The organism is Micromonospora sp. AP08, assembly GCF_008085935.1.
Taxonomy (GTDB): domain Bacteria; phylum Actinomycetota; class Actinomycetes; order Mycobacteriales; family Micromonosporaceae; genus Micromonospora; species Micromonospora chersina.
This window is the reverse complement of record NZ_VSEZ01000010.1, coordinates 209,915-236,805: the sequence shown is the minus strand read 5'-3', so window position 1 is coordinate 236,805 and position 26,891 is coordinate 209,915. Positions and strand designations below refer to the sequence as shown.

General features: G+C 73.9%; 21 protein-coding genes and 1 pseudogene. 7 read left to right on the top strand and 15 right to left on the bottom strand.

The window, feature by feature from the left end:
* Window positions 1-783: 783 nt before the first annotated feature.
* The 4 genes from uvrC to rsgA all read right to left on the bottom strand — a co-directional run bounded on the left by uvrC (window position 784) and on the right by rsgA (window position 7,701).
* Window positions 784-2,724 (bottom strand): excinuclease ABC subunit UvrC, encoded by a 1,941-nt coding sequence (gene uvrC / locus FXF50_RS19140; protein WP_148429727.1) that lies wholly within the window; start codon window positions 2,722-2,724, stop codon window positions 784-786.
* 90 nt (window positions 2,725-2,814) lie between these two features.
* A complete protein-coding gene (locus tag FXF50_RS19135) occupies window positions 2,815-3,303 on the bottom strand; it encodes a Rieske (2Fe-2S) protein (RefSeq protein ID WP_148429724.1) in 489 nt (162 codons plus the stop codon).
* Between the two features lie 164 nt (window positions 3,304-3,467).
* Window positions 3,468-6,413: an excinuclease ABC subunit UvrA gene (gene uvrA, locus FXF50_RS19130; RefSeq protein ID WP_148429721.1), complete on the bottom strand. Its 2,946-nt coding sequence runs from the start codon at window positions 6,411-6,413 to the stop codon at window positions 3,468-3,470.
* Window positions 6,414-6,621: 208 nt separating this feature from the next.
* Window positions 6,622-7,701: a ribosome small subunit-dependent GTPase A gene (rsgA, locus tag FXF50_RS19125; RefSeq protein WP_148429719.1), complete on the bottom strand. Its 1,080-nt coding sequence runs from the start codon at window positions 7,699-7,701 to the stop codon at window positions 6,622-6,624.
* A gap of 233 nt (window positions 7,702-7,934) precedes the next feature.
* On the opposite strand from rsgA, the gene FXF50_RS19120 reads away from it, so the two are divergent.
* Both FXF50_RS19120 and FXF50_RS19115 read left to right on the top strand, forming a co-directional pair.
* Window positions 7,935-8,651 (top strand): maleylpyruvate isomerase family mycothiol-dependent enzyme, encoded by a 717-nt coding sequence (locus FXF50_RS19120; protein ID WP_148429718.1) that lies wholly within the window; start codon window positions 7,935-7,937, stop codon window positions 8,649-8,651.
* Between the two features lie 8 nt (window positions 8,652-8,659).
* Window positions 8,660-9,313 (top strand): MBL fold metallo-hydrolase, encoded by a 654-nt coding sequence (locus FXF50_RS19115; protein WP_148429717.1) that lies wholly within the window; start codon window positions 8,660-8,662, stop codon window positions 9,311-9,313.
* Here the strand turns inward: FXF50_RS19115 and FXF50_RS19110 are convergent.
* Both FXF50_RS19110 and FXF50_RS19105 read right to left on the bottom strand, forming a co-directional pair.
* Window positions 9,296-9,952: pseudogene (locus FXF50_RS19110) on the bottom strand (DedA family protein); the annotation flags it as partial. The gene FXF50_RS19115 and the pseudogene FXF50_RS19110 overlap by 18 nt on opposite strands.
* A 91-nt stretch (window positions 9,953-10,043) precedes the next feature.
* A complete protein-coding gene (locus FXF50_RS19105; protein WP_148429716.1) occupies window positions 10,044-10,730 on the bottom strand; it encodes a methyltransferase in 687 nt (228 codons plus the stop codon).
* Window positions 10,731-10,896: 166 nt separating this feature from the next.
* Here FXF50_RS19105 and FXF50_RS19100 point away from each other — a divergent pair, with 166 nt between their 5' ends.
* A complete protein-coding gene (locus FXF50_RS19100) occupies window positions 10,897-11,100 on the top strand; it encodes a cold-shock protein (protein ID WP_091663412.1) in 204 nt (67 codons plus the stop codon).
* A 51-nt stretch (window positions 11,101-11,151) separates the two neighbouring features.
* Here the strand turns inward: FXF50_RS19100 and FXF50_RS19095 are convergent, their stop codons facing one another.
* The 5 genes from FXF50_RS19095 to FXF50_RS19075 form a co-directional block, all read right to left on the bottom strand.
* Entirely contained in the window at window positions 11,152-12,432 is a 1,281-nt protein-coding gene (locus FXF50_RS19095; RefSeq protein ID WP_148429715.1) for an MFS transporter, read from the bottom strand.
* A 116-nt stretch (window positions 12,433-12,548) separates the two neighbouring features.
* Window positions 12,549-13,124: a helix-turn-helix transcriptional regulator gene (locus tag FXF50_RS19090; RefSeq protein ID WP_148429713.1), complete on the bottom strand. Its 576-nt coding sequence runs from the start codon at window positions 13,122-13,124 to the stop codon at window positions 12,549-12,551.
* A gap of 106 nt (window positions 13,125-13,230) precedes the next feature.
* Window positions 13,231-14,097, bottom strand: a complete 867-nt coding sequence (locus tag FXF50_RS19085) for a hypothetical protein (protein ID WP_148429710.1) — start codon at window positions 14,095-14,097, stop codon at window positions 13,231-13,233.
* Window positions 14,098-14,251: 154 nt separating this feature from the next.
* On the bottom strand, window positions 14,252-15,907 hold the full coding sequence (locus FXF50_RS19080; protein WP_148429708.1) for a CocE/NonD family hydrolase: 1,656 nt from the start codon (window positions 15,905-15,907) through the stop codon (window positions 14,252-14,254).
* 2 nt (window positions 15,908-15,909) lie between these two features.
* On the bottom strand, window positions 15,910-16,437 hold the full coding sequence (locus FXF50_RS19075; protein ID WP_148429705.1) for a MarR family winged helix-turn-helix transcriptional regulator: 528 nt from the start codon (window positions 16,435-16,437) through the stop codon (window positions 15,910-15,912).
* Window positions 16,438-16,576: 139 nt separating this feature from the next.
* On the opposite strand from FXF50_RS19075, the gene FXF50_RS19070 reads away from it, so the two are divergent.
* A complete protein-coding gene (locus FXF50_RS19070) occupies window positions 16,577-18,712 on the top strand; it encodes an MMPL family transporter (protein WP_148429704.1) in 2,136 nt (711 codons plus the stop codon).
* Between the two features lie 49 nt (window positions 18,713-18,761).
* Here FXF50_RS19070 and FXF50_RS19065 read toward each other — a convergent pair whose 3' ends face one another.
* The gene (locus FXF50_RS19065) at window positions 18,762-19,637 is read right to left on the bottom strand and encodes a lytic transglycosylase domain-containing protein (protein ID WP_148429702.1); all 876 of its coding nucleotides are present in this window, start codon (window positions 19,635-19,637) and stop codon (window positions 18,762-18,764) included.
* Window positions 19,638-19,667: 30 nt separating this feature from the next.
* On the bottom strand, window positions 19,668-21,119 hold the full coding sequence (locus tag FXF50_RS19060; RefSeq protein WP_148429700.1) for a DedA family protein: 1,452 nt from the start codon (window positions 21,117-21,119) through the stop codon (window positions 19,668-19,670).
* Window positions 21,120-21,250: 131 nt separating this feature from the next.
* Between FXF50_RS19060 and typA the strand changes: the two genes are divergently transcribed.
* The gene (typA, locus tag FXF50_RS19055; protein ID WP_091320684.1) at window positions 21,251-23,119 is read left to right on the top strand and encodes a translational GTPase TypA; all 1,869 of its coding nucleotides are present in this window, start codon (window positions 21,251-21,253) and stop codon (window positions 23,117-23,119) included.
* A 196-nt stretch (window positions 23,120-23,315) separates the two neighbouring features.
* Here typA and FXF50_RS19050 read toward each other — a convergent pair whose 3' ends face one another.
* Window positions 23,316-23,978 carry a class I SAM-dependent methyltransferase gene (locus FXF50_RS19050; RefSeq protein WP_148429699.1) on the bottom strand — a complete coding sequence of 221 codons (663 nt, stop codon included), beginning with the start codon at window positions 23,976-23,978 and terminating at the stop codon, window positions 23,316-23,318.
* A gap of 72 nt (window positions 23,979-24,050) precedes the next feature.
* On the opposite strand from FXF50_RS19050, the gene FXF50_RS19045 reads away from it, so the two are divergent.
* Complete coding sequence (locus FXF50_RS19045) at window positions 24,051-24,917, top strand: serine hydrolase (protein ID WP_148429697.1); 867 nt, start codon at window positions 24,051-24,053, stop codon at window positions 24,915-24,917.
* A 4-nt stretch (window positions 24,918-24,921) separates the two neighbouring features.
* Here FXF50_RS19045 and FXF50_RS19040 read toward each other — a convergent pair whose 3' ends face one another.
* Entirely contained in the window at window positions 24,922-25,719 is a 798-nt protein-coding gene (locus FXF50_RS19040; RefSeq protein WP_148429695.1) for a tyrosine-protein phosphatase, read from the bottom strand.
* A 44-nt stretch (window positions 25,720-25,763) separates the two neighbouring features.
* On the opposite strand from FXF50_RS19040, the gene FXF50_RS19035 reads away from it, so the two are divergent.
* Complete coding sequence (locus FXF50_RS19035; protein ID WP_148429693.1) at window positions 25,764-26,861, top strand: mandelate racemase/muconate lactonizing enzyme family protein; 1,098 nt, start codon at window positions 25,764-25,766, stop codon at window positions 26,859-26,861.
* Window positions 26,862-26,891 lie beyond the last annotated feature (30 nt).

The window sequence follows — 26,891 nt, the reverse complement described above, 5'->3', positions numbered from 1 at the left end:
CGGACCGGTAGTGCACGGTCCAGGGGATGTAACGACCGGGGCCGGCAGGTCATTCCCACGGCCAGCCCGGCGCGGTGGTGCGGTCGTACCGGGGGTGTAACGACCGGGCGGGGCCGGTCATTCCGACCGGCGGGACTCGCACGGGGCGGGCTCCTGCGCGGTCTGCCATGTACAACGACCCCACCCCCGCCAGCATTCCGCCCCGACGGTGGCCCCGACCACCCACCCGAACCAGACACCACGCCCCGAACCTGTCACCGCAAACCGGACAGGCACCCCAGGCGACGCAGCCGACGGTCCCAGATCTTCGACAGTTAGTTGCCGTTCGCGGCGAACGACAAGTGTCCAAGATCCGCAGGGCTGAACGGGCGCCCTGCAGACGGCCCAGCCGCGGTTGATCAAGAAGTTTGCGTCGCGCTCCAGCCCAATCCCGGACGCAAACCTCTTGATCAACACCAGCGTTGGGGCGAGGCCCGCGCGGAGGGGCCCGACGGTCGCTTGGATGCGCATAACGGACATCTCGCCCAGGTGGGATCCGACGGGCGCTCGGGTCGGGTGGTGGTGGGTGGAACGTTATGGAGGTTTCCGGGGGTGCGGAGACCTCCATGGCGTTCCACCCCGTGGGCGAAGGCGACCCGTTGGTTCCGCACCAGGCATGCCCACCCTGAGCGGGATGGGCTGCCAGGCTCTCCCCCGCCCGTCGATCAAGGAGTTTGCGTCGGCGGCGGACTTGGAGCTGACGCAAACCTCTTGATCAACACGGCTGGGCCGACGGTGATGCGGTCAGGTGCTCGGGGCGCGTTGGGCGCCTTCGTCGAGGGCGGCCAGGATCGCCTCGGCCGTCCGCTTGCCCACCCCGGGCACCTCGGTGATCTCCTCCACGGTGGCTGCGGACAGCCGCTTCAACGAGCCGAAGTGCCGCAGAAGCGCCTTGCGGCGTACCTCGCCGAGGCCGGGGATGTTGTCCAGCGCCGACTCGGTCATCCGCTTGGAGCGCCGCTGGCGGTGGAAGGTGATGGCGAAGCGGTGCGCCTCGTCGCGTACCCGCTGGAGCAGGTAGAGCGCCTCGGAGGTGCGCGGGAGGATGACCGGGAACTCGTCGTCGGGCAGCCAGACCTCCTCCAGCCGCTTGGCCAGCCCACAGAGCGCCACGTCGTCGATGCCCAACTCGGCGAGGGCCTGCGCGGCGGCCGCCACCTGCGGCGGGCCGCCGTCGACCACGACGAGCTGCGGCGGGTAGGCGAACTTCCGCGGCCGCCCGGTGGTCGGGTCGATGCCGGGCCGGTCCGGGTCGCCCGCGGTCTCCTCGCCGATCTCACCGGTCTCGGCGCGGGCGTCGAGGTAGCGGGCGAAGCGACGGCGCAGCACCTCGGACATCGCGGAGAGGTCGTCGGTGGCGCCCCGCACGATGAACCGCCGGTACTCGCTCTTGCGGGGCAGGCCGTCCTCGAAGACGACCATGCTGGCCACCACGTCGGTGCCCTGGATCTGGGAGACGTCGAAGCACTCGATGCGCAGCGGGGAGGTGCGCATGCCGAGCGCGTCGGCGATCTCGTCGAGGGCCTGGCTGCGGGTGGTGAGATCGCCGGCGCGCTTGAGCTTGTGCCGGGCCAGCGCGTCCTTGGCGTTGCGCTCGACGGTCTCCAGCAGCGACCGCTTGTCGCCGCGCTGCGGCACCCGCAGCGACACCCGGCTGCCCCGCCGGGCCGAGAGCCAGTCGGCGAGCGCGTCGACGTCGCCGGGCAGCTCGGGGACGAGCAGCTCACGCGGGACGTCGGCCTCGCCCTGCTCGCCGCCGTAGACCTGGGTGCAGAAGTGGTGCACCAGGTCGCCGGTGGTCAGCTCCTCGGTCTTCTCCACCACCCAGCCGCGCTGGCCGCGGACCCGACCGTCGCGGACGTGGAAGACCTGGACCGCGGCCTCCAGAGGGTCGTCGGCGAAGGCCACCACGTCGGCGTCGGTGCCGTCGCCGAGCACCACGGTCTGCTTCTCCATGGCCCGGCGCAGCGCCGCCACGTCGTCGCGCAGCCGCGCGGCCCGCTCGAACTCGAGCTGCTCGCTGGCCTCCAGCATCTCCTTCTCGAGCCGGCGGACCATGGTGTCGGTGCGGCCCGCCATGAAGTCGCAGAAGCCGTTGACAATCTCCCGGTGCCCCTCGGCCGTGACGCTGCCGACGCAGGGCGCGGAGCACTTGCCGATGTAGCCGAGCAGGCAGGGCCGGCCGACCTGGCCGGCCCGCTTGAACACGCCGGAGGAGCAGGTCCGTGCCGGGAAGACGCGGAGCAGCAGGTCCAGCGTCTCGCGGATGGCCCAGGCGTGCGAGTACGGCCCGAAGTAGCGCACCCCCTTGCGCTTCGCGCCGCGCATCACCTGGAGCCGCGGGTATTCCTCGTCGAGGGTGACCGCCAGGTAGGGGTAGGACTTGTCGTCGCGGTAGCGGACGTTGAACCGGGGGTCGTACTGCTTGATCCAGGTGTATTCCTGCTGGAGCGCCTCGACCTCGGTGGCGACGGTGATCCAGTCCACCGACTCGGCGGTGAAGACCATCTGCCGGGTGCGCTGGTGCAGGTTGACCGGGTCGGCGAAGTAGGAGTTGAGCCGGCTGCGCAGGTTGCGCGCCTTGCCGACGTAGATCACCCGGCCGGTGCCGTCGCGGAAGCGGTAGACCCCTGGCGACTCCGGGATGGTGCCAGGTGCGGGACGGTAGGTCGAGGGGTCAGCCACGCGCCAAGCCTAGTCCGCACCCCCGACACCCGGCCGTCGCCGCGCGTCCCCCGCCACCGGGTGGGGCGGGGGACACACGCGCCGGGACGGTCAGGCCAGGGTGATCTGCTCGCCGGTGACCTTGATGTTCTTCGGCGCGAGCGGCTTGGTGGCCGGGCCCTGCTTCACCGAGCCGTCGGTGATCGAGAACCGGCTGTTGTGGCAGGTGCAGTTGATGGTGCCGCCGTCGACGTTCGACACCGGGCAGCCCTGGTGGGTGCAGATCGGGTCGAAGGCCTTGAACTGGCCGGCCTCGGGCTGGGTGATCACGACGCCCTTGCTGGCGAAGACCGCCCCGCCGCCGACCGGGATGTCGGTGGTCCGGGCGAGCGGACCGGTGCTGTCCCGGTTGCCGCCCTCGGCGTCGCCCGCGCCGGTCGCGCCCGGGCCACCGCTGGTCGGCGCCGGGGCTCCGGAGCCGGATTCGTCGTCGCCGCCGCAGCCCGCCAGCACCACGGCCGCGCCGACCGCGCCGGCGCCCGCGAGCAGGGCGCGGCGCGTCTGCGTACCCGGCCCGGTCAGCACCTGATCATCACTCATGTCCGGCCTCCCTCTCGCCTGTCGCCACCCCGTCATGATCCGTGGCCACTCTTCGAAACACGGACCAGGGTGCCGCAGGGTTCATACTGGCGCGTCACCAATCGGATATCTGGACAGACAACGGGCGGACCGGGTCGCCCCGGCCCGCCCGTCGTACGCCTGGTTCAGCGCGCCCCGGCCGGCACCTTGCGGGTGCGCGACTTCACCGCGCTGCCGTTGGCCTTCGCCGCCCGGGTGGTGGCCGCCTTGGCGCCCTTGGCCGCGCCGTCGAGCTTGAGGATCGGCCGCAGGAACTGCCCGGTGTGGCTCTCCGGCACCTCGGCGACCTCTTCCGGCGTGCCGGTGGCGAGCACCGTGCCGCCCCGGTGCCCGCCCTCGGGGCCCATGTCGATGATCCAGTCGGCGGACTTGATCACGTCGAGGTTGTGCTCGATGGTGATCACGGTGTTGCCCTTCTCGACCAGGCCCTCGAGCACCATGAGCAGCTTGCGGATGTCCTCGAAGTGCAGGCCCGTGGTGGGCTCGTCGAGCACGTAGACCGTGCGGCCGGTGGAGCGCTTCTGCAACTCGGAGGCGAGCTTCACGCGCTGCGCCTCCCCGCCGGACAGCGTCGGCGCGGGTTGGCCGAGACGCACGTAGCCGAGGCCGACGTCGACAAGGGTCTTGAGGTGCCGGTGGATGGCCGGGATGGCGGAGAAGAACTCGGCCGCCTCCTCGATCGGCATGTCCAGGACCTCGGCGACCGTCCTGCCCTTGTAGTGCACCTCCAGGGTCTCCCGGTTGTAGCGGGCGCCCTTGCAGACCTCGCAGGGGACGTAGACGTCCGGGAGGAAGTTCATCTCGATCTTGATGGTGCCGTCGCCGGAGCACGCCTCGCAGCGGCCGCCCTTGACGTTGAACGAGAACCGGCCCGGCCCGTACCCCCGGACCTTGGCCTCGGTGGTCTCGGCGAAGAGCTTGCGGATGTGGTCCCAGACCCCGGTGTAGGTGGCCGGGTTGGAGCGCGGGGTCCGCCCGATGGGCGACTGGTCGACGCCGACCACCTTGTCGACGTGCTCCAGCCCGGTGACCCGGGTGTGCCGGCCGGGGACCAGCCGGGCGCCGTTGATCTGGTTGGCCAGCACGGCGTGCAGGATGTCGTTGACCAGCGTCGACTTGCCGGAGCCGCTGACCCCGGTGACCGCGATGAGCTGGCCGAGCGGGAAGCCGACGGTCAGGTTGCGCAGGTTGTGCTCGCGCGCCCCGTGCACCACCAGCTCGCGGCCGGGGGTCTGCGGCCGGCGCAGGGCCGGCGTGGGGATCGACTTGCGCCCCGACAGGTACGCCCCGGTGACCGACTCCTCGTTCTCCAGCAGGGCCGGCACCGACCCGCTGTGCACGATCTTGCCGCCGTGCTCGCCGGCCCCGGGCCCGATGTCGACGATCCAGTCGGCGACGCGGATGGTGTCCTCGTCGTGCTCGACCACGATCAGGGTGTTGCCCAGCCCGCGCAGTCGCAGCAGGGTCTCGATCAGCCGGTGGTTGTCGCGCTGGTGCAGGCCGATGGAGGGCTCGTCCAGCACGTAGAGCACGCCGACCAGGCCGGAGCCGATCTGGGTGGCGAGCCGGATGCGCTGCGCCTCGCCGCCGGAGAGGGTGCCGGCCGGGCGGTCCAGGGAGAGGTAGTCGAGCCCGACGTCGAGGAGGAACTTCAGCCGGGCGTTGATCTCCTTGAGCACCCGCTCGGCGATCATCTTCTGCCGGTCGGTCAGCTCGATGCCGGCGAGCAGGTCGGCGGCCTCGCCCACGGAGAGGTTGCAGACCTCGGCGATGCTCTTGCCGGCCAGGGTGACCGCGAGCACCTCCGGCTTGAGCCGGGTGCCGCCGCAGGCCGCGCAGGGCACGTCCCGCATGTAGCCCTCGTACTTGTCCCGCGACCACTCCGACTCGGTGTCGGTGTGCCGGCGCTCGATCCACTGCACCACGCCCTCGAAGCCGGTGTAGTAGGAGCGCTCGCGGCCGTACTTGTTGCGGTAGCGGACGTGCACCTGGTCGTCGGAGCCGTGCAGGATCGTCTTCTGCGCCCGGGACGGCAGCGCCCGCCACGGAGTGTCGACGTCGAAGTGCTCGGCCTCGCCGAGCGCCTCCAGCAGGCGCAGGAAGTATTCGAGGTTGTGCCCGGTGGCCCAGGGCTGGATGGCGCCCTCGCGCAGGGTGCGCTCCGGGTCCGGGATGACCAGCTCCGGGTCGACCTCCTTCTTGGTGCCCAGGCCGGTGCACTCCGGGCAGGCGCCGTAGGGCGCGTTGAAGGAGAAGACCCGGGGCTCCAGGTCCTCGATGGCCAGGGGGTGGTCGTTGGGGCAGGCCAGGTGCTCGGAGTAGCGCCGCTCCCGGGCCGGGTCGTCCTCGGCCAGGTCGACGAAGTCGAGCAGCACCAGGCCGCCGGAGAGGCCGAGCGCCGCCTCGACCGAGTCGGTCAGCCGCTGCTTGGCGCTGGGCTTGACGCTGAGCCGGTCGATCACCACCTCGATGGTGTGCTTCTCCTGCTTCTTGAGCTTCGGCGGCTCGGTCAGCGGGTGCACCACGCCGTCGACCCGGGCCCGGGCGTAGCCCTTGGCCTGGAGTTCGGCGAAGAGGTCGACGTATTCGCCCTTGCGGCCGCGCACGACCGGGGCGAGCACCATGAACCGGGTGCCCTCGGCCATCGCGAGGACCCGGTCGACGATCTGCTGCGGGCTCTGCTTGGAGATCCGCTCCCCGCAGATCGGGCAGTGCGGCTCGCCGATGCGGGCGAAGAGCAGGCGGAGGTAGTCGTAGACCTCGGTGATGGTGCCGACGGTGGAGCGCGGGTTGCGCGAGGTGGACTTCTGGTCGATGGAGACCGCGGGGCTGAGGCCCTCGATGAAGTCGACGTCGGGCTTGTCCATCTGGCCGAGGAACTGCCGGGCGTACGACGACAGCGACTCGACGTAGCGGCGCTGGCCCTCGGCGAAGATGGTGTCGAACGCCAGGCTCGACTTGCCCGAACCGGAGAGCCCGGTGAAGACGATCAGGGCGTCCCGGGGCAGGTCGAGACTGACGTCACGCAGGTTGTGCTCGCGCGCGCCACGGATGATCAGTCGGTCGGCCACGGTGCGTGTGCTCCCGGAAGAAGAATGTGAGGCGGATCTGTCCGCCCGACGCGGGGTCCGGGCGGTTTTCGAGGGTTGTCGAGGCGCAGGGAAGACGCCTCGGCAACTCTAGCCCCGAGGTATGACAAGTTCCGTCGCGCGGACATTCCCCCTGCTCAGCACGGTCGGGCGGGCAGCCACGCAGCCCGCCCGACCGCCCGGCACACCCCTAGAGTGCCCCGGGTCCGGGCGGGGCCGCCGGACGCCCGGTCCGCCGCCGGCCGCCGCGCCAGCCGCCCCGGCGCTCGGCGGCCAGCCGGACCTCCCGGCGGCGGCTCTCGTGCGCCACCTCGCGCTGGAGCCGGCGCCAGTTCTCCCAGCGCCGGACGGGCAGCTCGCCGCTGTCCAGCGCCGCCCGCACCGCGCAGGCCGGCTCGGCCGCGTGGGAGCAGTCGGCGTACCGGCAGCCGGCGGCGAGCTCGGCGATGTCGGCGAACGCCAGGTCGAGGCCGGCCGAGCCGTCCAGCAGGCCCACCGCCCGCACGCCGGGGGTGTCCAGCACCGCTCCCCCGCCGGGGATCGGCACGAGCGCCCGCCACGTGGTGGTGTGCCGGCCCTTGCCGTCGGACCGCCGGATCGCCTGGGTGCGCATCACGTCGGCCCCGGCCAGGGCGTTGACCAGGCTCGACTTGCCCGCGCCGGAGGGCCCGAGCAGGCCGAGGGTGCGCCCCGGCGCGACGTACCGGCGCAGCGGCTCCAGCCCGGCGCCGCGTTCGGCGCTGACCGGCAGCACCGGCACCCCGGGCGCCAGGGCGGCGAGCTGCCGGGCCACCGCCGCCGGGTCGGGGGCCAGGTCGGCCTTGGTGAGCACGACGAGCGGCTCGGCGCCGGACTCGTGTGCCAGGGAGAGCAGCCGCTCGATGCGGGCGGCGTCCGGCGCGGGGTGCACCGGCTCGACCACCGCGGCGGCGTCGAGGTTGGCGGCCAGCACCTGCCCGCTGGCGTCCTTGCCGGCGGTGCGCCGGATGAGCGCGGTGCGGCGGGGCAGCACGGTCTCCACCGTGACCGGCCCGTCCGGCCAGGTGGCCAGCAGCACCCAGTCGCCGGCGCAGGGCAGCGCGGTCAGGTCGCGGGCCGCGGCGGCCAGCACCGCGCCGCCCAGGGTGGCCCGGACGGGCCCCTCGGGGCGGAGCACGGTGCAGACGCCGCGGTCGACGCGGGCCACCCGGCCCGGTCGGCGGTCGCCGCGTGGATTCGGGTACGCCGCCCGGTCGGCGTCCCAGCCGAGGGCGGTCAGATCGATGGTCATGATGTCCCTATCGGTGTCGAGGGGGTTCGTGGCGGAACACGCGTGCTGCGACCGGCATGCTCACCACCTCCGCTCCGACTCCCGGTGCCCGCGTCCTGCGACGGCGTCGGCCCGGCGGGTCTGACGCCGCGCCGTGACGTGCAGCCGTCGGCCCAGACGGTAGGGGTCGCGCCGACGCGCCGAAAGCGATTTCCGCGGCGACGCGGCGGCGACGTACCGCTAGGGTCCAAGGCGTGACGAGCGATCCCCTCCTGCTGACCGGCGAGCTGGACGCGGCGACCGCGCGGCTGCTGCGTACCGTGGCCGCCCTGGGCGCCGACGACGTCGCCGCGCCGTCCCTGCTGCCGGGCTGGACCCGCGCCCACGTCCTGACCCACCTGGCCCGCAACGCCGACGGGTTCGTGAACCTGCTCACCTCCGCCCGCACGGGCGAGGACATCCCGATGTACGCCAGCCCCGAGGCCCGGTCCGCCGACATCGAGGCCGGGGCCGGGCGGGGGCCGGCGGACCTGATGGACGACCTGCGCCGCAGCGCGCAGCGGTTCACCGTGGCGGTCGCCGAGATGCCGGTCGAGGCGTGGGGCGCCACCGTGCAGACCCGGCGCGGTCCGTGGCCGGCGGCGATGCTGGTCTGGGGCCGGCTGCGCGAGGTCGAGGTGCACCACGTCGACCTGGGTGCCGGCTACCGGCCGGCCGACTGGCCGGACGCGTTCGCCCAGCGGCTGCTGCACGAGGTGGCGGCCGGCCTGGCCGGCAACCCGGCGGCGCCGGCCATGGTGCTGCGCTTCGACGGCGTCCGGCACGAACTCGTCGTGGGTGATCCCGAGGGGGCGCCCACGGTCACCGGCCCCGCGCCGGAACTCGCCGCCTGGCTGACCGGCCGTAGCGCGGGCGAGGTGCTCACCGTCACTCCCGACGGTCCCCTGCCGACTCCACCGGAATGGATCTGAACCCTGTCATGACCTACAGCGGAGACGTCACGCCCGGCGGTGCGCCGGCCGTGCGCGAGCTCGACCGGCTCACCATCAGCAAGGTGTCGGTGGGCCCCATGGACAACAACGCCTACCTGCTGCGCTGCCGCGAGACCGGCGAGCAGGTGCTGATCGACGCGGCGAACGAGGCGCCCCGCCTGCTCGACCTGATCGGCGACGGCGGGCTGGCCGCGGTCGTCACGACCCACCGGCACATGGACCACTGGGTCGCCCTGGAGGAGGTGGTCGCCAAGACCGGGGCCCGCCCGCTGGTGCACGCCGACGACGCCGAGGGCCTGCCCATCGACGCCGAGCCGCTGCGCGAGGGCGACACCGTGCCGGTCGGCGACTGCGCGCTGGAGGTGATCCACCTCAAGGGGCACACCCCGGGTTCGATCGCGCTGCTCTACCGCGACCCGTCCGGCGTGCCGCACCTGTTCACCGGGGACTCGCTCTTCCCCGGCGGGGTCGGCAACACGGAGCAGGACCCGGAGCGGTTCGGCCAGCTCATCGACGATGTGGAGCGGAAGCTCTTCGACCGGCTGCCCGACGAGACCTGGTTCTACCCGGGTCACGGCAAGGACAGCACGCTCGGCGCCGAGCGCCCCGCGCTGCCGCAGTGGCGGGCCCGCGGCTGGTGAGCGCGGCGGGCCGGCCTGCTCAGCCGGCGGTCGCGCCGTCACCGCCCGCAGCCGGTGCCGGGTGCCGAGCAGCACCGGGCCGGCGAGCAGCAGGCCGACCGCCATGGTGAGCACGGTCGGGTTCAGGGCGCCGGGCAGCAGCCCGGTCAGCGCCCGCGCCGTGATGCCGAGGGCCACGTAGAGGCCGGCCCAGAGCGTCGCGCCGAGCGCCGCGCAGGCCGCGAACCGCCGGTAGGACATCCGCAGCCCGCCGGCGGCCAGCGGCAGCAGCGCGTTGAACACCGGCAGGAACGGCGCCACCAGCACCATCCGCCCGCCGCCGCGGCGCAGCAGCGCCTCGGCGGCGGCCCAGCGCGGCTCGCCGATCCAGTCACCCAGGCGGCTGTGCCGCAGCCGCTCGCCCCAGCGCCGCCCGGCCAGGAAGCTCAGCGACCAGCCGGCGAGGCAGCCGGCCACCACCGCCACGACGGTGGCCAGGCCGGTGGCCGGCCGGCCCGCGCCGACCGCGGCGAGGACCGCGGCGTCGCCGGGCACCAGCACCCCGAGCAGGGGTACGGCGTCGGCGAGCATGACCATGCCCAGCATCCCCATCAGCAGGGTGGTGGGCAGCTGCCCGACCTGGGCCAGCAGTTCCGTCATGCTCCGTACGCTAGGGCCCCGGGGCGACCCACCACATCGGGCATGATCCCCCACCGGTCCCCTAGGGCGGCTCAGGATGATCCCTGAGAGGTCAGCGGGGGCGGAGGACCTGGACCCGGCGGACCGGGGAGTCGACCGAGGGCTCGGTGACGGGCACCGGGTACGCCGCCACCAGCTCCAGCCGGTCCGGCGGCAGGTGTCCCCGGTCGGGGTCGCCGACCAGCACCTGCGCGCCACGGTCGGCGGCCCGTTGCAGGTAGGGCAGCACGCGCGCGGCCAGCTTGGCGTCGTAGAGGACGTCCCCGGCCAGCACGAGATCGGCGCTGGCGGTGCTGTCGAGCAGGTCGTCCCCGGTGGCGGCGACGGTCACCCGGTTGGCCCGGGCGTTGACCGTCACGGCGGCCACCGCCCAGGGGTCGACGTCGTTGGCGACGACCCGGTCGGCGCCGGCGAGCGCGGCGGCGATGGCGACCAGCCCGGATCCGGCGGCCAGGTCGAGCACCCGCCGCCCGGCGGCCAGTTCGGGGTGGTCGAGCAGGTGCCGGGCGAGCGCCTGCCCGCCGGCCCAGACGGAGGCCCAGTACGGCGGCGGCAGCGACCGGCCGGCCGCCGCCTCCATCCGGGCCCACCAGAGGATGGCGTCCTCGGCGAGGTGCAGGCGCACTTCCGGCACGAACGGCGCGTCGACCAGCCGCAGCCGGTCCAGGCCGTCGCCGGGCGCCGTGATCTCCCGTTCCAGGTCGGCCAGCGGCGTCTGTGTCCTCACCGGGGCAAGCATGCCCCCCGCCGCCCCGGGCCGGAGGGATTTTCCCGCTGAGCGCGTATTCGCGGACCACGCCGGCACTTCCGCCAGCGGATCGCGCTTCGGGCGGTTACTGTCGGGAAGGTAATGGGCGATCACCGGCCGCGACCGGTGCTCACCCGCATTGAACAGGGAGAGACGCATGGCAACCGGCACGGTCAAGTGGTTCAACTCGGAAAAGGGCTTCGGCTTCATCGAGCAGGACGGCGGAGGTCCGGACGTGTTCGTCCACTACTCGGCCATTCAGTCCAGCGGCTACCGCGAGCTGAACGAGGGCCAGAAGGTCGAGTTCGAGGTGACGCAGGGGCAGAAGGGTCCGCAGGCGGACAACGTCCGTCCGATTTAGCTTCGTGCCGGTGGCGGCGGTCGGTGGTCCGACCGCCGCCGCAGCGCATTCTCATGCCGGGGCAGCCGGCAGGTCACGGCGCCGCCGCAGCGGCCCGGCCAGCAGGATGAGCGGGGTCAGCGCGAGCCAGGCGGTCATCGCCCGGATCGCCCCGCCCGGCCCCCACGCGGCGCCCAGCGCCCCGGCCAGCAGGGCGGCGAGTGGGATGGTGCCGTAGTTCAGCAGCTGCATGCTCACGGTCACCCGCCCGAGCAGCCGGTGCGGGGTGTACGTCTGCCGGAAGCTGGCCTTCACCACGTTGCCCACCGCGACGCCGAGGCTGACCAGCGCGCCGCCCAGCACCAACCAGGTCACCCGGCCGCCCGGGCCGGCCAGCGGGATGAGCAGCGCCGGCGGGCCGGCGAGCGCTCCCGCCACGAGCAGGGCGCGGGCCGAGCCGAGCCGCCGGGCGAGCCCGGTGGCCAGGGCGGCCCCGAGGAGCCCGCCCACGCTGGCCAGTCCGATGAGGAGCCCGACCAGCCCGGCCGGCAGGCCGGCGGAGCGGACGAGGAAGACCACCAGCAGCGCCTGGTAGCCGGTGAGCCCGATGTTGCTGGCCGCGCCGAAGACCGTGAGCACCCGCAGGTACGGGTCCCGGACCACGAAGCGCAGCCCGTCGGCGACCTCCCGGCGGAGTGAGGGCGACCCGGCGGGACGACCCGGCCGGGGCTCGACGGCCCGGATGCGGCTCAGGCACGCGGCGGAGACCAGGAAGCTCACCGCGTCGAGCAGGACCGCGGTCACCGCGCCGGCCAGCTGGGCGATCAGGCCGGCCAGCCCGGGCCCGACGAGGTAACTGGCGGTCTGCGTGGCGTGCAGCTTGGCGTTGCCCTCCGGCACCTGCTCGGGCCGCAGCAGGGTGGGCAGGTAGACCTGGTCGGCGGTCTCGAAGAACACCCGGGCGAGGCCGGCGCCGAGGGCGACGACCAGGAGCTGACCGATCGTGAGCAGGTCGAGCAGGGCGGCCACCGGGACGGTGGCGAACAGCACCGCCGAGACCAGGTCCGCGGCGATCATCACGGGGCGCCGGCGGACCCGGTCGACCCAGGCACCGGCGGGCAGGCCGGCCAGCAGCCAGGGCAGCCAGGCCGCGGCCGTGAGCACCGCCACCTGGAAGGTGGTCGCGTCGAGCACGGCCACCGCGACCAGGGGCAGCGCCACGGAGGTCACGTTGCTGCCGACGGCGCTGACCGTCTGCCCGGCCCAGAGCAGCCGGAAGTCCCGGTGCCGCAGCAGCCCCCCGGGCGGCCGGGACGCGGTGGCCGGGTCGGCGGTGTGGACCGGGGCGGTCACTGCGCCAAGGTTCGTTCGCGACTGCGGGGCTCGCAGACCCGGCTCACTCCTCGCGCTCACTCCGCCCTCGTTCGTTCGCGACTGCGGGGCTCGCAAACCCGGCTCACTCCTCGCGCTCACGGCTGGCCCGGGACGCCGTGCGCGAACAGGAAGACCGGCTCGCGTCGTTGTCCGTCGTCGGGGGCGGGACGCTCGGCCCAGCGGGCGAACAGCTCGGTGACCTCGCGGCTGAGCTGGGCCAGCTCGTCCGGGGTCAGGTGCAGCCACTTGTCGGTGCTGAACGGGCCGTCGCCCCAGGCGGCGTGGGCCTCGTCGGGGGCGGCGTGCCAGGCCCGGACCAGGGCGACGTGCCGGTCCAGGTTCAGCGAGCTGGCCGCGTCGGCCACCGCGCGGGCGGCGGGGTCCGCGTCGAACTCGATGTTGGACCAGCGCACCGCCGGGTCCCGCAGTCGCCACCAGCGTTCGCGGCGGTCCCGGGCCAGGTCGGGCGCCTCCAGCACCAGGTCGGCGGCGGCCAGCACCTTGAGGTGATGGCTGACGTTGGCCGGGGCCTGACCGGTGCGCTCGGCGAGCAGGCCGACGGGGCACGGCCCGTACACCTTGAGGACGTCCATGAGGCGGCGGCGCAGCGGATGGGCGAGCGCGGCCAGGACGCGGGAGTCGGTGACGTGCCGGACGGTCGGCTTCTCCATGGGGAGAGCCTGACATTCGCAAGACGTGTTGCGCAATACCTGTTGCCGAATTTCCGTCATCCCGGACCGGGCCGCGGCGCGGCACTCGCCGCGGGACCGGGCCCGGTCAGGCGGTCAGTCGCCGGGACAGCTCGTCGGCCACGTCCCGGGCGATCTGCGGCGGGATGGCCTCGGCGATCTTCTCCGGCGGCAGCCCGGCGAGCACCCCGCTGACGATCTGCTGCTCGTCCGTGAAGTCCTTGTTCGACAGGGCCGTGAGCTGCGCGGCGAGCGCGTCCATCCGCAGCATCAGGTAGTCGAGCTTGGCCACCAGGCTGTTGCTCGCGGTCCGGGGGCCCGCGCCGTCCGGGTCGACGGTGCGGCCCATGCTCGACCCTCCGTAGAAGAACCCGGAGTAGAGGTTGGCGATCTGGTTCTCGGCTTCGGTGCTCATCTCGTCCTCCAGGAGCCCGATGGTGGTCAGGTAGCGGCGGAACAGGGGGGTCTGGTCCCGACCAGCCTTGGTCGAGTCGCGGAAGAAGCTGAAGTGGGTGTGGAACAGGTGACTGCTGTCGCCCGAGGTGCGCTTGCCCAGCCGGTCCCAGCGGCGGACGGTGCTTCCGTCCGGCGAGTAGATGATCTCGCGGATGTCCTGGGTGTCCGCCGCACCGGCGACGCACTGCGCCACGCACCAGACGGAGAAGGTGAACAGGTCGTGCGTCGAGCCGCCGGAGGCGACCGTGAACAACCCGACGTCCAGGGCGGACGCGTCGAGGGTGAGCCCCGAGGAGTCCCGGGTGGACTCCACCACCGAGTAGTCGTCGGGCACCACCCGGTCGGATCCGCAGTGGTATCCGCCCCTGTGGTTGGCGTCGCCGACGATGCCGACCTCGGCCGGCTCCAGGTCCTGACTCCGTACGGTGTCCTTGTCGACGTTGAGGTAGGTGAGCAACAGGTTGCGGACGGCCAACAGGTTCGCCGGAGCCGACGTCATGGGATATCCCCTCCGATCGGTGGCCGACGGGGCACGACAATCACTACGCGTGAAGGCGCCTGATCCGGGGACGCGCCCCGCCGGATAGCTGCACGGCACCGGGCACTTGTCCCGAGGATATCCACGCAGGGAAGTGAATGCCCAGCTCAGAGCACTATCTGGAACTATGGGGCGGCGGTGGGACGACGGGCAGCACCAGCGCGGAAGGATGCTCGGGATCGTGCAAAACCTCCCGCCAGCCAGCACGAAGAGTGACGGCGGTGCCGAGCGGCTCGCCGGTGCCCGGGTTCCGCGCGTAGCGCGGGTGGGCGCCGCCGGAGACCTGCACGCGGAGCCGGTGCCCGGGCGCGAAGCGGTGCGCGGCCGGCCAGAGGGTGACCGGCACCCGGACCACACCGGACAGATCGCGCGGGAAGCGCCCGGGGGCGACGCGGACCAGGCCGTCGCAGACGTTCCAGGACCGCCCGCGCCGGTCGACGTCGCAGAGCCGGACGAAGACGTCCAGGTAGGACAGCTCGCTACGGACGTGGATCTCCGCGCGTACCGGGCCGACCACCTCGACCTCCCCGGCCAGCGGCGCGCTGGTGTACGTGAGCACGTCCGGCCGGGCCTCCACCGGCCGGTTGTCCACGGCGCCGGCGCGCTGGGCGACCAGCAGCGGGCCACCGAGCGACGGCGTGGGGTCGGCCGGGTCGTAACGGAAACGGTCGGGCGGGGAGTCGGCCGGCGCCGCGGGGGCGAGCGCCTGGCCGGCGTGCAGGTGCCAGCGGACCGGCTCGGCCGGCGGGGGCCAGTCGGGCAGGTCACGCCAGCCGCCGCCGGCGCCGCCGACGTGCACCCGGACCGGTGCGCGGCCCGGCCCCGGGCGTCCGGCCAGGTGCGCGTCGAGCCAGTCGAGCCCCTCGCGCAGGGCCGCCACGAGCAGCCCGGGGCTGCCGTGGGTCCACGGACCGACGGTCAGCCGGGGGCGGGCGCCGGCCGCCCGGAGCCGGGCGTAGTCGTCGAGCTGGGCGGGGAGGAAGATGTCCTGCCAGCCGCTGACCATCGCCACCGGGGCGCGGACCTCGGCGATGCGGTCGCCGAAGATCCGGGTACGCCAGTAGTCGGCGTCCGGCGTGTGGTGGTGCAGCCACTCCTGGAAGAACGGCACGGTCATCCCGGTGGCGACCCGGTCCGCCTCGACCAGCGGCAGGTGGGCCAGCGCCCGGGTGAGCCGGGGCTGCCCGCGCTTGAGCTCCCACTGCCGGGCCAGCCAGGGCACCGTCTGCGCCTGCAGCAGCTCCGCCCAGGTGAGCACGGTGTCCAGGGCGAACGACTCCCCCGCGTACGTCGAGTCCCGGGTGGCCGAGGCGGTGACCACGGCGACCATGGCGCGTAGCTCGTCGGCCGCCTCAGCGGCGACCGCCCACTGGACGAACCCCTGGTAGCTGGCGCCGAACATGCCGAACGCGCCGGTCCACCAGGGCTGCCGGCGCAGCCAGTCGAGGGTGTCCAGCCCGTCGTCGCGCTCGTGCACGAGCGGGGCGAACTCGCCGCCGGAGCCGTACGTGCCGCGGCAGGACTGGATCACCACGTGGTAGCCGCGCTCGGCGAGGAGGCGGCCGAGCAGCCGGACCGGGCCGCCCCGCCCGTACGGGGTGCGGATCAGCACGCAGGGCGCCCCGGGCAGGTCCGGGGCGTAGTGGTCGGTGCGCAGGGTCACCCCGTCGCGGACCCGGACCGGGAGGTCCCGGGTGACGGTGATCCGCCGGGTCCGGGCGGCGGGCAGCCGCAGCGCCGCCGCGGCGAGCCGGGTGACCAGCCGCTGCACGCTCAGTCCGCGGCGCGTTCCGTCGCCCCGCGCCGCGGCTCGCCCCGGGCCGCGCGCACGGCGTCGCGGTGCTCGCGCATCGAGACCACCATCTCGGCCATGAACCGGTGCACGACGGCCAGTTCGTCGTCGCTGAACCGGCCCATCACGTCGTCGGTGCGCCGGCCCAGCGGGCCGAAGAAGTCGCGGGCCAGGTTGGCGCCCCGGTCGGCGTAGCGCAGGAACACCTTGCGCCGGTCGGCGGTGTCCCGGTCGCGCCGGATGTGCCCGCCCCGTTCGAGGCGGTCGACGAGCGCGGTCACCGAGCCGGAGGAGAGGTTGAGCACCTCCCCCAGCCGCCCGGGGGTGATCGGGTCACCGACCAGTTCGGCGTCCATCACCGCGATGAGCGCGTGCAGGTCGGTGGCGTTGAGCCCGTGCAGGCCGGCGAACGCGTGCCCGACGTGCTGCGCCTCCGTCGAGTAGCGGCGCAGGTCGTTGGTGATGTCCGCGATCATCTGCCCGCGCCGGTCGTCCCGCCGCCGGTACATGCTCTGCGCTCCCACGTCTCGCCGCCACCCCCCTGTCCGAAGCGTCCGGTTGCAGCATAGAGCCTCTGCCGATAATCTCGCTTATCAAGATACTCGGTCAGCGAGACTCATCATCAACCAGATTTCGCGAGGCTTCCCGATGTCACCGTTCACCCGCGTCGCCCGGGGCCGGCTCGCCGCCTGGCTCACCGTGGCCGCCGCACTCGTCGTCGGCGCGGTAGTCTTCGGCCTCCCCCGCCCCGACAACCCCGCCCCCGTCTCCGCCACCGGCCTGTCCGTCGAGTGGCAGTCGACGCAGGTCGAACGCCTCCAGGACCAGCTCCCCAACAGCGACGTGCAGCCGGCCGTCGCGGTGGTCAGCCGCGCCGACCGGGCCCCGCTGGCCGAGCCCGACCGTGCCGCCCTCGACGGCGTGTCCGCCGCGCTGGGCCGGCTCGCCGCCGGCGGCCGGGTCTCGCCGGCCCAGTTCTCCCCCGACGGCACGGTGGCGCTGGTCGCCGTGCCGCTGTCCACCGCCGACGGCCAGGAGGCCGTCGTGGACGAGGTGGCCGGCCTGCGCGCGGCGCTGGCCGACCTGCCCGACCCGCTGACCGTCGAGGTGACCGGCGCGCCCGCGTTCACCACCGACCTCGCCAAGGTCTTCGACGGCGCCGACATCACCCTGCTCGCGGTCACCGCCGGCGTCGTGGCGCTGCTGCTGCTCATCACCTACCGCAGCCCGTTCCTGTGGATCGTGCCGCTGCTGGTCGTGGCCGCCACCGAGCAGCTCACCCTGCGCGCGGTCGACACGATCGTGCCCGCGCTCGGCATCCACCTCCAGGAGGGCCAGGTCACCGGCATCGCCAGCGTGCTCGTCTTCGGCGCCGCCACCGACTACGCCCTGCTGCTGATCGCCCGCTACCGGGAGGAACTGCACCGTGAGGAGGACCGGTTCACCGCCATGCGGGCGGCGCTGCGCCGGACCGCGGAACCGATCCTGGCCAGCGGCTCCACCGTGGTGCTGGGCGTACTCACGCTCCTGCTGTCCGAGCAGGAGACCAACCGGGCGCTCGCGGTGGCCTGCGCCACCGGCGTGGTCTTCGCCATGCTGTCCGCGCTGTTCGTGCTCCCCGCCGTCCTGGTGCTCTTCGGACGCCGGCTGTTCTGGCCGTTCGTCCCGCGCGTCGGCGATACCGCCCGGGAGGGTCGGCTCTGGGGCCGGCTCGGTGCCGCCGTCGCCCGCCGGCCGCTGCCGGTCGCGGTGCTGGCCACCCTGCTTCTCGCCGCCCTCGCCCTGGGCGGCCTGGGCATCCGCACCGGCCTGTCGGAGACCGAGCAGTTCCGGGCGAAGCCGGAGGCGGTGGCCGGCGCGGAGACCCTGGCCCGCGCCTTCCCGGCCGGCACCACCCAGCCGGTCGCCGTGCTCACCAACCCGGGCGCGGCCCCGGCCGTGCTGGCCGCCGCCGGCGCGGTCGACGGCGTCGCCTCGGCCCGCCCCGGCGCCGCCGGGGACCGGGTCGCCCAGGTCGACGTGGTGCTGGCGGCCGAGCCGGGCACCGCCGCCTCGGACCGCGCCGTCGAGGCGCTGCGCGACGCGGTCGCCGCCGTGCCGGACTCCGCGCCGCCCACGGTCGCGGGCGCCGACACCCCCGAGGGCGCGCTGGTCGGCGGCACGGTGGCCGCCACCTACGACTCGGACCGGGCGAACACGATGGACCTGTGGCTGATCCTGCCGATCATCCTGCTGCTGGTCGGGGCGGTGCTGGTGCTGCTGCTGCGCGGCCTGCTGGCCCCGGTGCTGCTGGTGCTGACGGTCATCGCCTCGTTCTTCGCCAGCCTCGGCGCGGCCTGGCTGCTCTTCGACCGGGTGCTGGACTTCCCGGCGCTGGACAGCGGGGTGCTGCTGCTCGCCTTCGTGTTCCTGGTGGCGCTCGGCGTGGACTACAACATCTTCCTGGTCACCCGGGCCCGCGAGGACGCCCGCCGGCTCGGCACCCGGGACGGGATGCTGTCCGCGCTGCGCGTGACCGGTGGGGTCATCACCAGCGCGGGGGTGCTGCTCGCGGCCGTCTTCGCCGTGCTCGGGGTGCTGCCGCTGATCACCCTCACCCAGATCGGGATCATCGTCTGCGTCGGCGTCCTGCTGGACACGCTGCTGGTCCGCACGGTGCTGGTGCCGGCGCTGGCGTTCGGCCTGGGTGACCGGTTCTGGTGGCCGGGGCGGATCGCCCGCGAACCCGACGCCCCGGCGGAGCCGTCGCCGGCGCCGGTCGCGCCGGCCGGCGCGCGGGACTGACACGGGCGGGGCCCCGGCGGTCGTCCGCCGGGGCCCCGCACTCGTCGGCTCAGTAGCTGAGGCAGACGCACTCCGTCATCAGCGCCCGCACGTTGCGCACGTACTGCGGGTTCGGGATGGTCAGGGGCTCGCCCTCCCGCGCCACCGCGCCGTGCCCGTAGTTGTACGCCGCGATCACCGCGTTGAGCAGGCAGGAGTTCAGCTCCGAGGTGCAGAGCGCGGCGTCCAGCCGGTAGTCCGACTCGAAGTACATGTCGCCGATGTACTTGGTGAGCCAGGCCAGGTAGGTGCCGCCCAGGTAGGCGTTGTCCTGGTAGTCGTCGATGTCGTACGACTGGCCGAACCGCTGGTTCATCCAGTCGGCGGTGGCGGGCATGACCTGCATCAGCCCGATGCCGCCGTCGCAGGCCACGATGTTCGACTGCCAGCCGCTCTCCTGCCAGGCGGTCGCCTTCATGAGGGTCAGCGGGACCTTGATGTCCGGCGCGGAGGTGGGCCAGTAGGTCCGCGCCGCGGCATCGGACAGCGCCGACTTCACCTGGCTGCGGGTCGCCTGGGTGCCCCGGTAGCTGGGCTGACAGCCGCTCGCCGCCGGCTTCGGCGGGGGCGGCGGCACCTGCGTCTCGGTGGGCGGCTTCGGCGTGGCGAGCGGCGCCGTGGTGGTGCGGGTCGGCTTGGGCTTCGGCTTCGGCGACGCGCTCGGACTCGGCTTGGCGCTGGGCTTGGCGCCCATGGCCGCGACCGCCGGCGGCTCGTCGCTGGGCAGGTCGGCGGGGCCGTCCGCGGGCGCCTCGACGGGCACCTCGCCGGTCACCTCCACCGCCACCTCGCGGGTCGGCTCCTCGGTGCCGCACCCGGTGACCGCGCCCGCCGCCAGCAGCGCGGCGACGGCCGCCGTGGCCCAGCGGCCCACTCCTCGACGCATCTGACCTCCCCCGTGGTCGTCCGCCGCACCCTAACAGGGATCGACGGGGCCGCGGGGTACCCGCGAGGCCGCCCGGGAGGCCCGCGGCCGGGGCGGTCCGTCCGCTGTGGCCGGTCCACCCGTGCGCGGCGGGTCGTCCCCGCTCACCGCGTGGTCCCGGGTGGCCCAGGCGACCACGAACACGGTGACCCAGGCCGCACCGAGCAGCACCGACGTGGCGGTGCCGCTGGCGGTGCTCCAGCCCAGGTAGAGCCGCGCGCCGGTGACGGTGACCACGCCGGCCAGCGCGCCCGTCCAGACCGCCACCGCCACCGGCCAGCGGGCGCCCCGGGACAGCAGCCACGCCAGGGTGCCGAAGCTCGCCGTGACCACCGCGTTCTGGGTGGGCAGCAGGTCCGGGGCCCCGTCGGGACCGCCGGGCCCGGTCAGGCCGGCGACCGCCACCAGCACCACGAGCGGCACGAACGCCCCGACCGTGCCGAGCACGCTGAGCAGGTCGGCCCGCCAGGGCCGGTTCCGCCAGGCCACCACCGCCGCCACCAGGGCCACCGCGGCGATCAGCACCCAGCCGCGCAGCACCGAGACCGCGGCCAGCGCCGGGTCGACCACCCCGGGGGTACGCCGGGCGGCGAACCAGTCCGCGACCAGCCCGTCGAGCACGCCCAGCCCGCTGTGCCGGACCACCGCCTCCAGCACCGCCGCGACGGCCAGCCCGGCGGCGAAGAGCAGCAGCAGCCCGGCCCCGAGGTTGAGCAGCAGCGTGCCGGCCGGCCCGAACCGCATGGCGACCAGGAAGAACAGGACCCCGTAGCGGGCGCGCAGCCAGCGCAGCGGGGGCAGGGCGGCGGCCCGGGCGGCCAGCGCCCGCACCGGGTCGGGGTTGCGGCCCAGCCAGCGGCCGGCCAGCACCACCCCGATCAGGCAGACCAGCAGCACGAGCACGGCACCGGTGGCCCGGCCCAGGAGCCGGGACACCCGCTCGTACGACTCGCCGGCGGCGTAGCCGGCCAGCACGGAGGCCCCCACCCAGCTCGCCACCCCGGCCGCGTTCCACGGGGCGAACCGCCGGTAGGGCAGCCCGGCCGCCCCGGCCAGGCGGGGCGCCAGGGTGCGGGCGAAGGCCACCCAGCGGGCGGCCAGCACGCCCCGGCCGCCGAGCCGGTCGAGCAGCGAGTCGGCGCGCCGCCACCGGTGCGGCCCGATCCGGGCACCGAGGCCGGAGGCACGCAGTTTCGGCCCGTACCGCCGGCCGGCGCGGAAGGCGAGTGTGTCTCCGATCACGGCGGCCGCCGTCATGGCCAGCAGCGCCGGAATAATCCGCAGCGTCCCCGCGTAGGCTAAGAAGCCGACCAGCAACAGGGTCGCCTCTCCCGGCACCAGCAGTCCGAAGATCACCGCGGTCTCACCCGCGACGATCGTCGCGGCGACCAGGTAGATCAGCAGGGGCGGCAGCCCCTGCAGCCAGTTCAGCAGGTCAGGCATCCGGTCCCCCGCACGGGAGCCAGCATGCCAGTGGCTGGAACGGTCGGGACAGCACTTTCGGCAGAGATCCGGGCGATCTCGGGGTGACCCCGAGACGTGCCCCGGCAACCGCAGACAGGAGTATGGAGGGTATGCAGCTACGCACCGACCTCCGCAACGTCGCCATCATCGCCCACGTCGACCACGGCAAGACGACCCTGGTCGACGCCATGTTGCGGCAGGCCGGCGCCTACGGCGCCCGTGGTGAGGACACCGAGCGGGTCATGGACTCGATGGACCTCGAGCGGGAAAAGGGCATCACCATCCTCGCCAAGAACACCGGTGTGCGCTACCTGCCGGCGGACGGCTCCGAGCCGGTGACGATCAACATCATCGACACCCCGGGCCACGCCGACTTCGGCGGCGAGGTCGAGCGCGGCCTCACCATGGTCGACGGTGTGGTGCTGCTGGTCGACGCCAGCGAGGGCCCGCTGCCGCAGACCCGGTTCGTGCTCCGCAAGGCGCTGCGCGCCCGGCTGCCGATCATCCTGGTGATCAACAAGGTGGACCGCCCCGACGCCCGGATCAAGGAGGTCGTGGACGACACCTACGAGCTCTTCCTCGACCTGGACGCCGACGAGGAGCAGATCGACTTCCCGATCGTCTACGCCTGCGCCCGCGACGGCATCGCCTCGCTGACCCAGCCGGCCGACGGCTCGGTGCCCGACGACAGCCACAACCTGGAGCCGCTGTTCCGCACCCTGCTGGACACCATCCCGGCTCCCGCGTACGAGGAGGACGCGCCGCTCCAGGCGCACGTCACCAACCTCGACGCCTCGCCGTTCCTCGGCCGGCTGGCGCTGTGCCGGGTCCGCCAGGGCACCATCAGCAAGGGCCAGACCGTCACCTGGTGCCGCACCGACGGCAGCAGCCAGCGGGTCCGCATCTCCGAGCTGCTCATGACCGAGGGCCTGGAGCGCAAGCCGGCCGACAGCGCCGGCCCGGGCGACATCATCGCCGTGGCCGGCATCCCGGAGATCATGATCGGCGAGACCCTGGCCGACGCCGAGAACCCGGTCCCGCTGCCGCTCATCACCGTCGACGAGCCGGCCATCTCGATGACCATCGGCACCAACACCTCGCCGCTGGTCGGCCGGGTCAAGGGCGCCAAGGTCACCGCCCGCATGGTCAAGGACCGGCTGGACAAGGAGCTCATCGGCAACGTCTCGCTGCGGGTGCTGCCCACCGAGCGGCCGGACGCCTGGGAGGTGCAGGGCCGCGGTGAGCTGGCCCTGGCGATCCTCGTCGAGCAGATGCGCCGCGAGTCCTACGAGCTGACCGTCGGCAAGCCGCAGGTGGTCACCAAGGAGATCGACGGCAAGACCTGCGAGCCGGTCGAGCGGCTGACCATCGACGCCCCGGAGGAGTACCTGGGCGCGATCACCCAGCTCCTCGCCACCCGCAAGGGCCGGATGGAGCAGCTGGTCAACCACGGCACCGGCTGGATCCGGATGGAGTGGCTGGTCCCGGCGCGCGGCCTCATCGGCTTCCGCACCGAGTTCCTCACCGAGACCCGCGGCACCGGCATCCTGCACCACGTCTTCGAGTCCTACGAGCCGTGGTTCGGCGAGCTGCGCACCCGCAACAACGGCTCGCTGGTCGCCGACCGCTCCGGCTCGGTCACCGCGTTCGCCATGACCAACCTCCAGGAGCGCGGCCAGCTCTTCGTCGAGCCGGGCACCGAGGTGTACGAGGGCATGATCGTCGGCGAGAACTCCCGCTCCGACGACATGGACGTCAACATCACCAAGGAGAAGAAGCTCACCAACATGCGGTCGTCGACCGCGGACGAGACCGAGAAGCTGATCCCGCCGCGCAAGCTGTCGCTGGAGCAGGCCCTCGAGTTCTGCCGCGAGGACGAGTGCGTCGAGGTGACCCCGGCCGCGGTGCGGATCCGCAAGGTGGTGCTGGACCAGACCCAGCGCGGCCGGATGGCCGCCCGCCGCAAGCACGCCGGCTGATCCGGTAACCCGTCCGGAGCCCGGGCCGCCCATCGGCGGCCCGGGCTCCGCCGTCTCCGCCCACCTGTCCCGCCCTGCCCGGCCCGGCCCTGCGCGGCCTGGCCCGCCCCCCCGGCGATCATGAGGTTGGCGGCAATTTCGGAGATCGACATCGCCGCCAACCTCATGATCAACCGCGTGAGGGGAGCGGGCGGGGTCAGGGTTTGGTGGCCTGGAAGGCCAGCACGTCGGGGATCGGGCCGGAGCCGGACTCGCGGACGGCGGTCAGCGTCAGGCCGGCGGCGGTGACCGCGTTGAGCAGGTCGGCCAGCGGCAGGTGCCAGGCGCCGACCCGGGCCCGCACGCCGACCGTGTTCCAGGACCGGAAGCTGTGCTCCCGCTCGGCGTACCCGCCGTCGATCACGGCCCGGCCCGACTCCGAGCGGTCGGCGAACGCCCCGACGAAACACGGGTGCACGCCGACGTGGACCAGCCGCCCGCCCGGGGCCAGCACCCGGGCCGCCTCGGCGATCGCCGCCGGGTAGTCCGGCATGTCCGTGTGGGCCAGCACGCAGGCCACGGCCGGCACGGCGCCGGCCGGCAGGGGCAGCGCGGTGGCGTCGGCCCGGGCCACCGGGAGCCGCGCCCCGGCATGGCGCAGCTGCCCCGCCGACAGGTCCACCCCGACCGGCCGCCACCCCAGCCGGCGCAGCTCGGCGGCGTGCGCCCCGGTGCCGCAGCACAGGTCGAGGCAGCGCCCGGAACCCGGGCCGAGCAGCTCGGCCAGCACCGACCGGACCCGCTCGCTGTAGTCGGTGGCCGTGGTCGTGACGTACTCGTCGTACCAGTCGGCGATGGCGTCGTACGCGGCGGTCGTCATCCCCGCACGCTAGACCCGGCGCCGGCCGGACCGCAGCCCCGTGCGCCGCGAAGATCCGCTACGGTCACCGGCATGACGTGGGAGGAACTCGACGCGCACCTGGACAAGGTTCCCGGCACCGTCTCGGCGTACGTGGGGCGGCTGGACGCCCCGCCCACCTGGACCCGCGAGGCCGACGCCCCCCACTACGCGGCCAGCACCATGAAGGTCGCCGTGCTGGTGGCGCTGCACCGCGCCGCCGAGGCCGGCCGGCTCGACCTGGACGCCCCGATCCCGGTGCACAACGCGTTCGACTCCGCCCTGCCCGGCGCGCCCCGGTTCGCCAACGCCCAGCACTACGACAACGACGACGACGTCTGGGCGCGGGTGGGCGGCGAGGCGCCACTGCGCTGGCTCGCCGAACGGATGATCGTCCGCTCCAGCAACCTGGCCACCAACATCTGCATCGGCCAGGTCGGGCTGCCCGCCGTGGCCGAGGCGTGGACGCTCGCCGGCGCCCGGCACAGCGTCACCGGCCGGGGCATCGAGGACTTCGCGGCCCGGGACGCCGGCATCGACAATCTGGTGACCGCCGCCGACCTGGCCGCCCTGCTCGGCGGGCTGGCGCTCGGCGCGACCCGGCCCGGCCCGCTCGCCTCGCCGGCCGGCTGCGCGGCCATGCTGGACGTGCTGTTCGCCCAGGAACACCGCGAGGACCTCGCCGCCGGGCTGCCCGAGGGCACCCGGATCGCGCACAAGAACGGCTGGGTACGCGGCGTCCGGCACGGCGCCGGGGTGGTCTTCCCCACCGACGCGCCGCCCTACGCCGTCGTCGTCTGCACCACCACCGACCTGGCCGACGGCGGCCCGAGCGGCGAGGAGGTCGAGGACGACGCCTGCCGCCTCATCGCGCACGTCTCCGCGCAGGTCTGGGCGGCCCGGCACGACCTGGCCGGGTGACCGCTCACTCCAGCAGGTTCGCCCGCAGCGCCGCGAGGGTCCCGTCGGTCACCCCCAGGCCGTCGCGCAGGTACGCGTCGAACGAGCCGTGCACCCGGCGCACCTCCTCGTAGGCGGCGTCCAGGTACTCCGGCCGCACCTCCAGCAGCGGCCGGGCGACGGTCGGGTCCAGGTCCGGCCGGCGGCGGGTCATGGCGGCCAGCAGCACCTCGCGCAGGCTCTCCGTCAGCTCGTTGTGCCGCAGGTAGTCGGCCCGGATCGCCGGCTCCTCCACGCCGAGCGCGGTCAGCAGCACCACCGACAGCCAGCCGGTGCGGTCCTTGCCGGCCGAGCAGTGGAACAGCAGCGGCAGGCTCGCCGCGTCGGCGGCCAGCCGCACCGCCGCCCCGAAGCCCTCCCGCGCCGACTCGCCGGTGACGAACCAGCGGTAGATCGCCGCCATCGCCCCCGGCATGCCCTCCCGGGCCAACTCCTCGTACGCGTTCAGGTCGTGGCCGAGCAGCACCGCCGAGACGTAGGTGAACACCGGGTGGGCCGCGTCGTACACCGGCAGGTGCACCACCCGGGGCTCGCCGACCAGGCGGTCCGGCGGGGCCACCGCCTGCTCGGTGGCGTGCCGCAGGTCCACCACGCAGGCCGGGGCCAGCTTGCCCAGCACCGGCAGGTCCTCGTCGGCGAGCCGCCCGAGCGCGGCGGTGCGGATGAGCCGGCCGGCGCGTACCCGCCGACCGTCGGTGGTGGGCAACCCGCCCAGGTCACGGGCGTTCGGCGCGCCCACCAGCTCCCAGTTCCGCACAGTCATCGGCCCTCCCCTGATCGCCGCCAGCTCCATATAGGGTGCCCCACATGACGATCGCCGCGGTACGCACCCACCGGCTCTCGGCCCCCTTACACACCCCGTTCGTCACCGCGCTGCGCCGCACCACCACCGTGGACACCCTGGTCGTGGAGGTGGTGGACACCGACGGACGGTCGGGCTTCGGCGAGGCCCCGCAGGTCTGGCAGGTGACCGGCGCGTCGATCGCCGGCGCCGAGGCATGCGTCCAGCAACTGCTCGGGCCGCTGCTGACCGGGCGGGACGCCGACGACCTCCAGGCCCGCTGCGCCGAGGTGCGCCGCGCGGTGGTGGGCAACGAGTCGGCCCGGGCCGCCGTCGACGTGGCCCTGCACGACCTGGCCGCGCGGCGGCTCGGCGTACCCCTGGTGCGGTTGCTCGGCGGCACCACACTGCGCGTCCCGACGGACGTCACCCTGGCCGCCGGCGACGCGGTGGACCTCGCCGCGGCGGCCACCCGGCGCCGGGCCGAGGGCTTCACCGTGCTGAAGCTCAAGGTCGGCACCGACGCGCGGGGCGACCTGGATCGGGTCCGCGCGGTCCGCTCCGCGGTCGGGCCCGACGTGCGGATCCGGCTGGACGCCAACCAGGGCTGGACGCCACGCGAGGCGGTGCGGGTGATCCGCGGCATCGAGGACGCCGGCCTCGACGTCGAGCTGGTCGAGCAGCCGGTGCACCGCCGGGACCTGGACGGGCTGGCCTGGGTCAGCGACCGGGTGGAGCTGCCGATCCTCGCCGACGAGTCGGTCTTCGACCTGCGCGACCTGGTCGAGGTGATCCGCCGCCGGGCGGCCGACATGGTCAACGTCAAGCTGGCCAAGTGCGGCGGCCTGCACACCGCCCGGTCGCTGCTCGACCTGGCGGCCGCGCACGGCATGGGCACGATCGTCGGCTCGATGATGGAGAGCCAGGTCGGCCTGGGCGCGGCCGCGAGCCTGGTCGCCGCCTACGGCACGACGGCCGTGTCGGACCTCGACGCCGCCTGGTGGCTGGCCTGGTCGCCGGTCGCCGGGGGCATCCGGTACGACGGCGCGACCGTCGTGCTGCCGGACGCTCCCGGGCTCGGCATCGCGAACGTGAGTGAAGTAAAGATTCAGTCGCGCGGTTGAGTGCCGTTGGAATTTTTCATAGGGTCGCCC

Excerpts from the sequence above, each read along its gene's own strand:
- FXF50_RS19135 (WP_148429724.1), bottom strand. The coding sequence starts at position 3,303 with ATGAGTGATGATCAGGTGCTGACCGGGCCGGGTACGCAGACGCGCCGC.
- rsgA (WP_148429719.1), bottom strand. The coding sequence starts at position 7,701 with ATGACCATCGATCTGACCGCCCTCGGCTGGGACGCCGACCGGGCGGCG.
- FXF50_RS19115 (WP_148429717.1), top strand. The coding sequence starts at position 8,660 with ATGACCTACAGCGGAGACGTCACGCCCGGCGGTGCGCCGGCCGTGCGC.
- FXF50_RS19105 (WP_148429716.1), bottom strand. The coding sequence starts at position 10,730 with ATGCTTGCCCCGGTGAGGACACAGACGCCGCTGGCCGACCTGGAACGG.
- FXF50_RS19100 (WP_091663412.1), top strand. The coding sequence starts at position 10,897 with ATGGCAACCGGCACGGTCAAGTGGTTCAACTCGGAAAAGGGCTTCGGC.
- FXF50_RS19090 (WP_148429713.1), bottom strand. The coding sequence starts at position 13,124 with ATGGAGAAGCCGACCGTCCGGCACGTCACCGACTCCCGCGTCCTGGCC.
- FXF50_RS19085 (WP_148429710.1), bottom strand. The coding sequence starts at position 14,097 with ATGACGTCGGCTCCGGCGAACCTGTTGGCCGTCCGCAACCTGTTGCTC.
- FXF50_RS19075 (WP_148429705.1), bottom strand. The coding sequence starts at position 16,437 with ATGTACCGGCGGCGGGACGACCGGCGCGGGCAGATGATCGCGGACATC.
- FXF50_RS19070 (WP_148429704.1), top strand. The coding sequence starts at position 16,577 with ATGTCACCGTTCACCCGCGTCGCCCGGGGCCGGCTCGCCGCCTGGCTC.
- FXF50_RS19065 (WP_148429702.1), bottom strand. The coding sequence starts at position 19,637 with ATGCGTCGAGGAGTGGGCCGCTGGGCCACGGCGGCCGTCGCCGCGCTG.
- FXF50_RS19060 (WP_148429700.1), bottom strand. The coding sequence starts at position 21,119 with ATGCCTGACCTGCTGAACTGGCTGCAGGGGCTGCCGCCCCTGCTGATC.
- typA (WP_091320684.1), top strand. The coding sequence starts at position 21,251 with ATGCAGCTACGCACCGACCTCCGCAACGTCGCCATCATCGCCCACGTC.
- FXF50_RS19050 (WP_148429699.1), bottom strand. The coding sequence starts at position 23,978 with ATGACGACCGCCGCGTACGACGCCATCGCCGACTGGTACGACGAGTAC.
- FXF50_RS19045 (WP_148429697.1), top strand. The coding sequence starts at position 24,051 with ATGACGTGGGAGGAACTCGACGCGCACCTGGACAAGGTTCCCGGCACC.
- FXF50_RS19040 (WP_148429695.1), bottom strand. The coding sequence starts at position 25,719 with ATGACTGTGCGGAACTGGGAGCTGGTGGGCGCGCCGAACGCCCGTGAC.
- FXF50_RS19035 (WP_148429693.1), top strand. The coding sequence starts at position 25,764 with ATGACGATCGCCGCGGTACGCACCCACCGGCTCTCGGCCCCCTTACAC.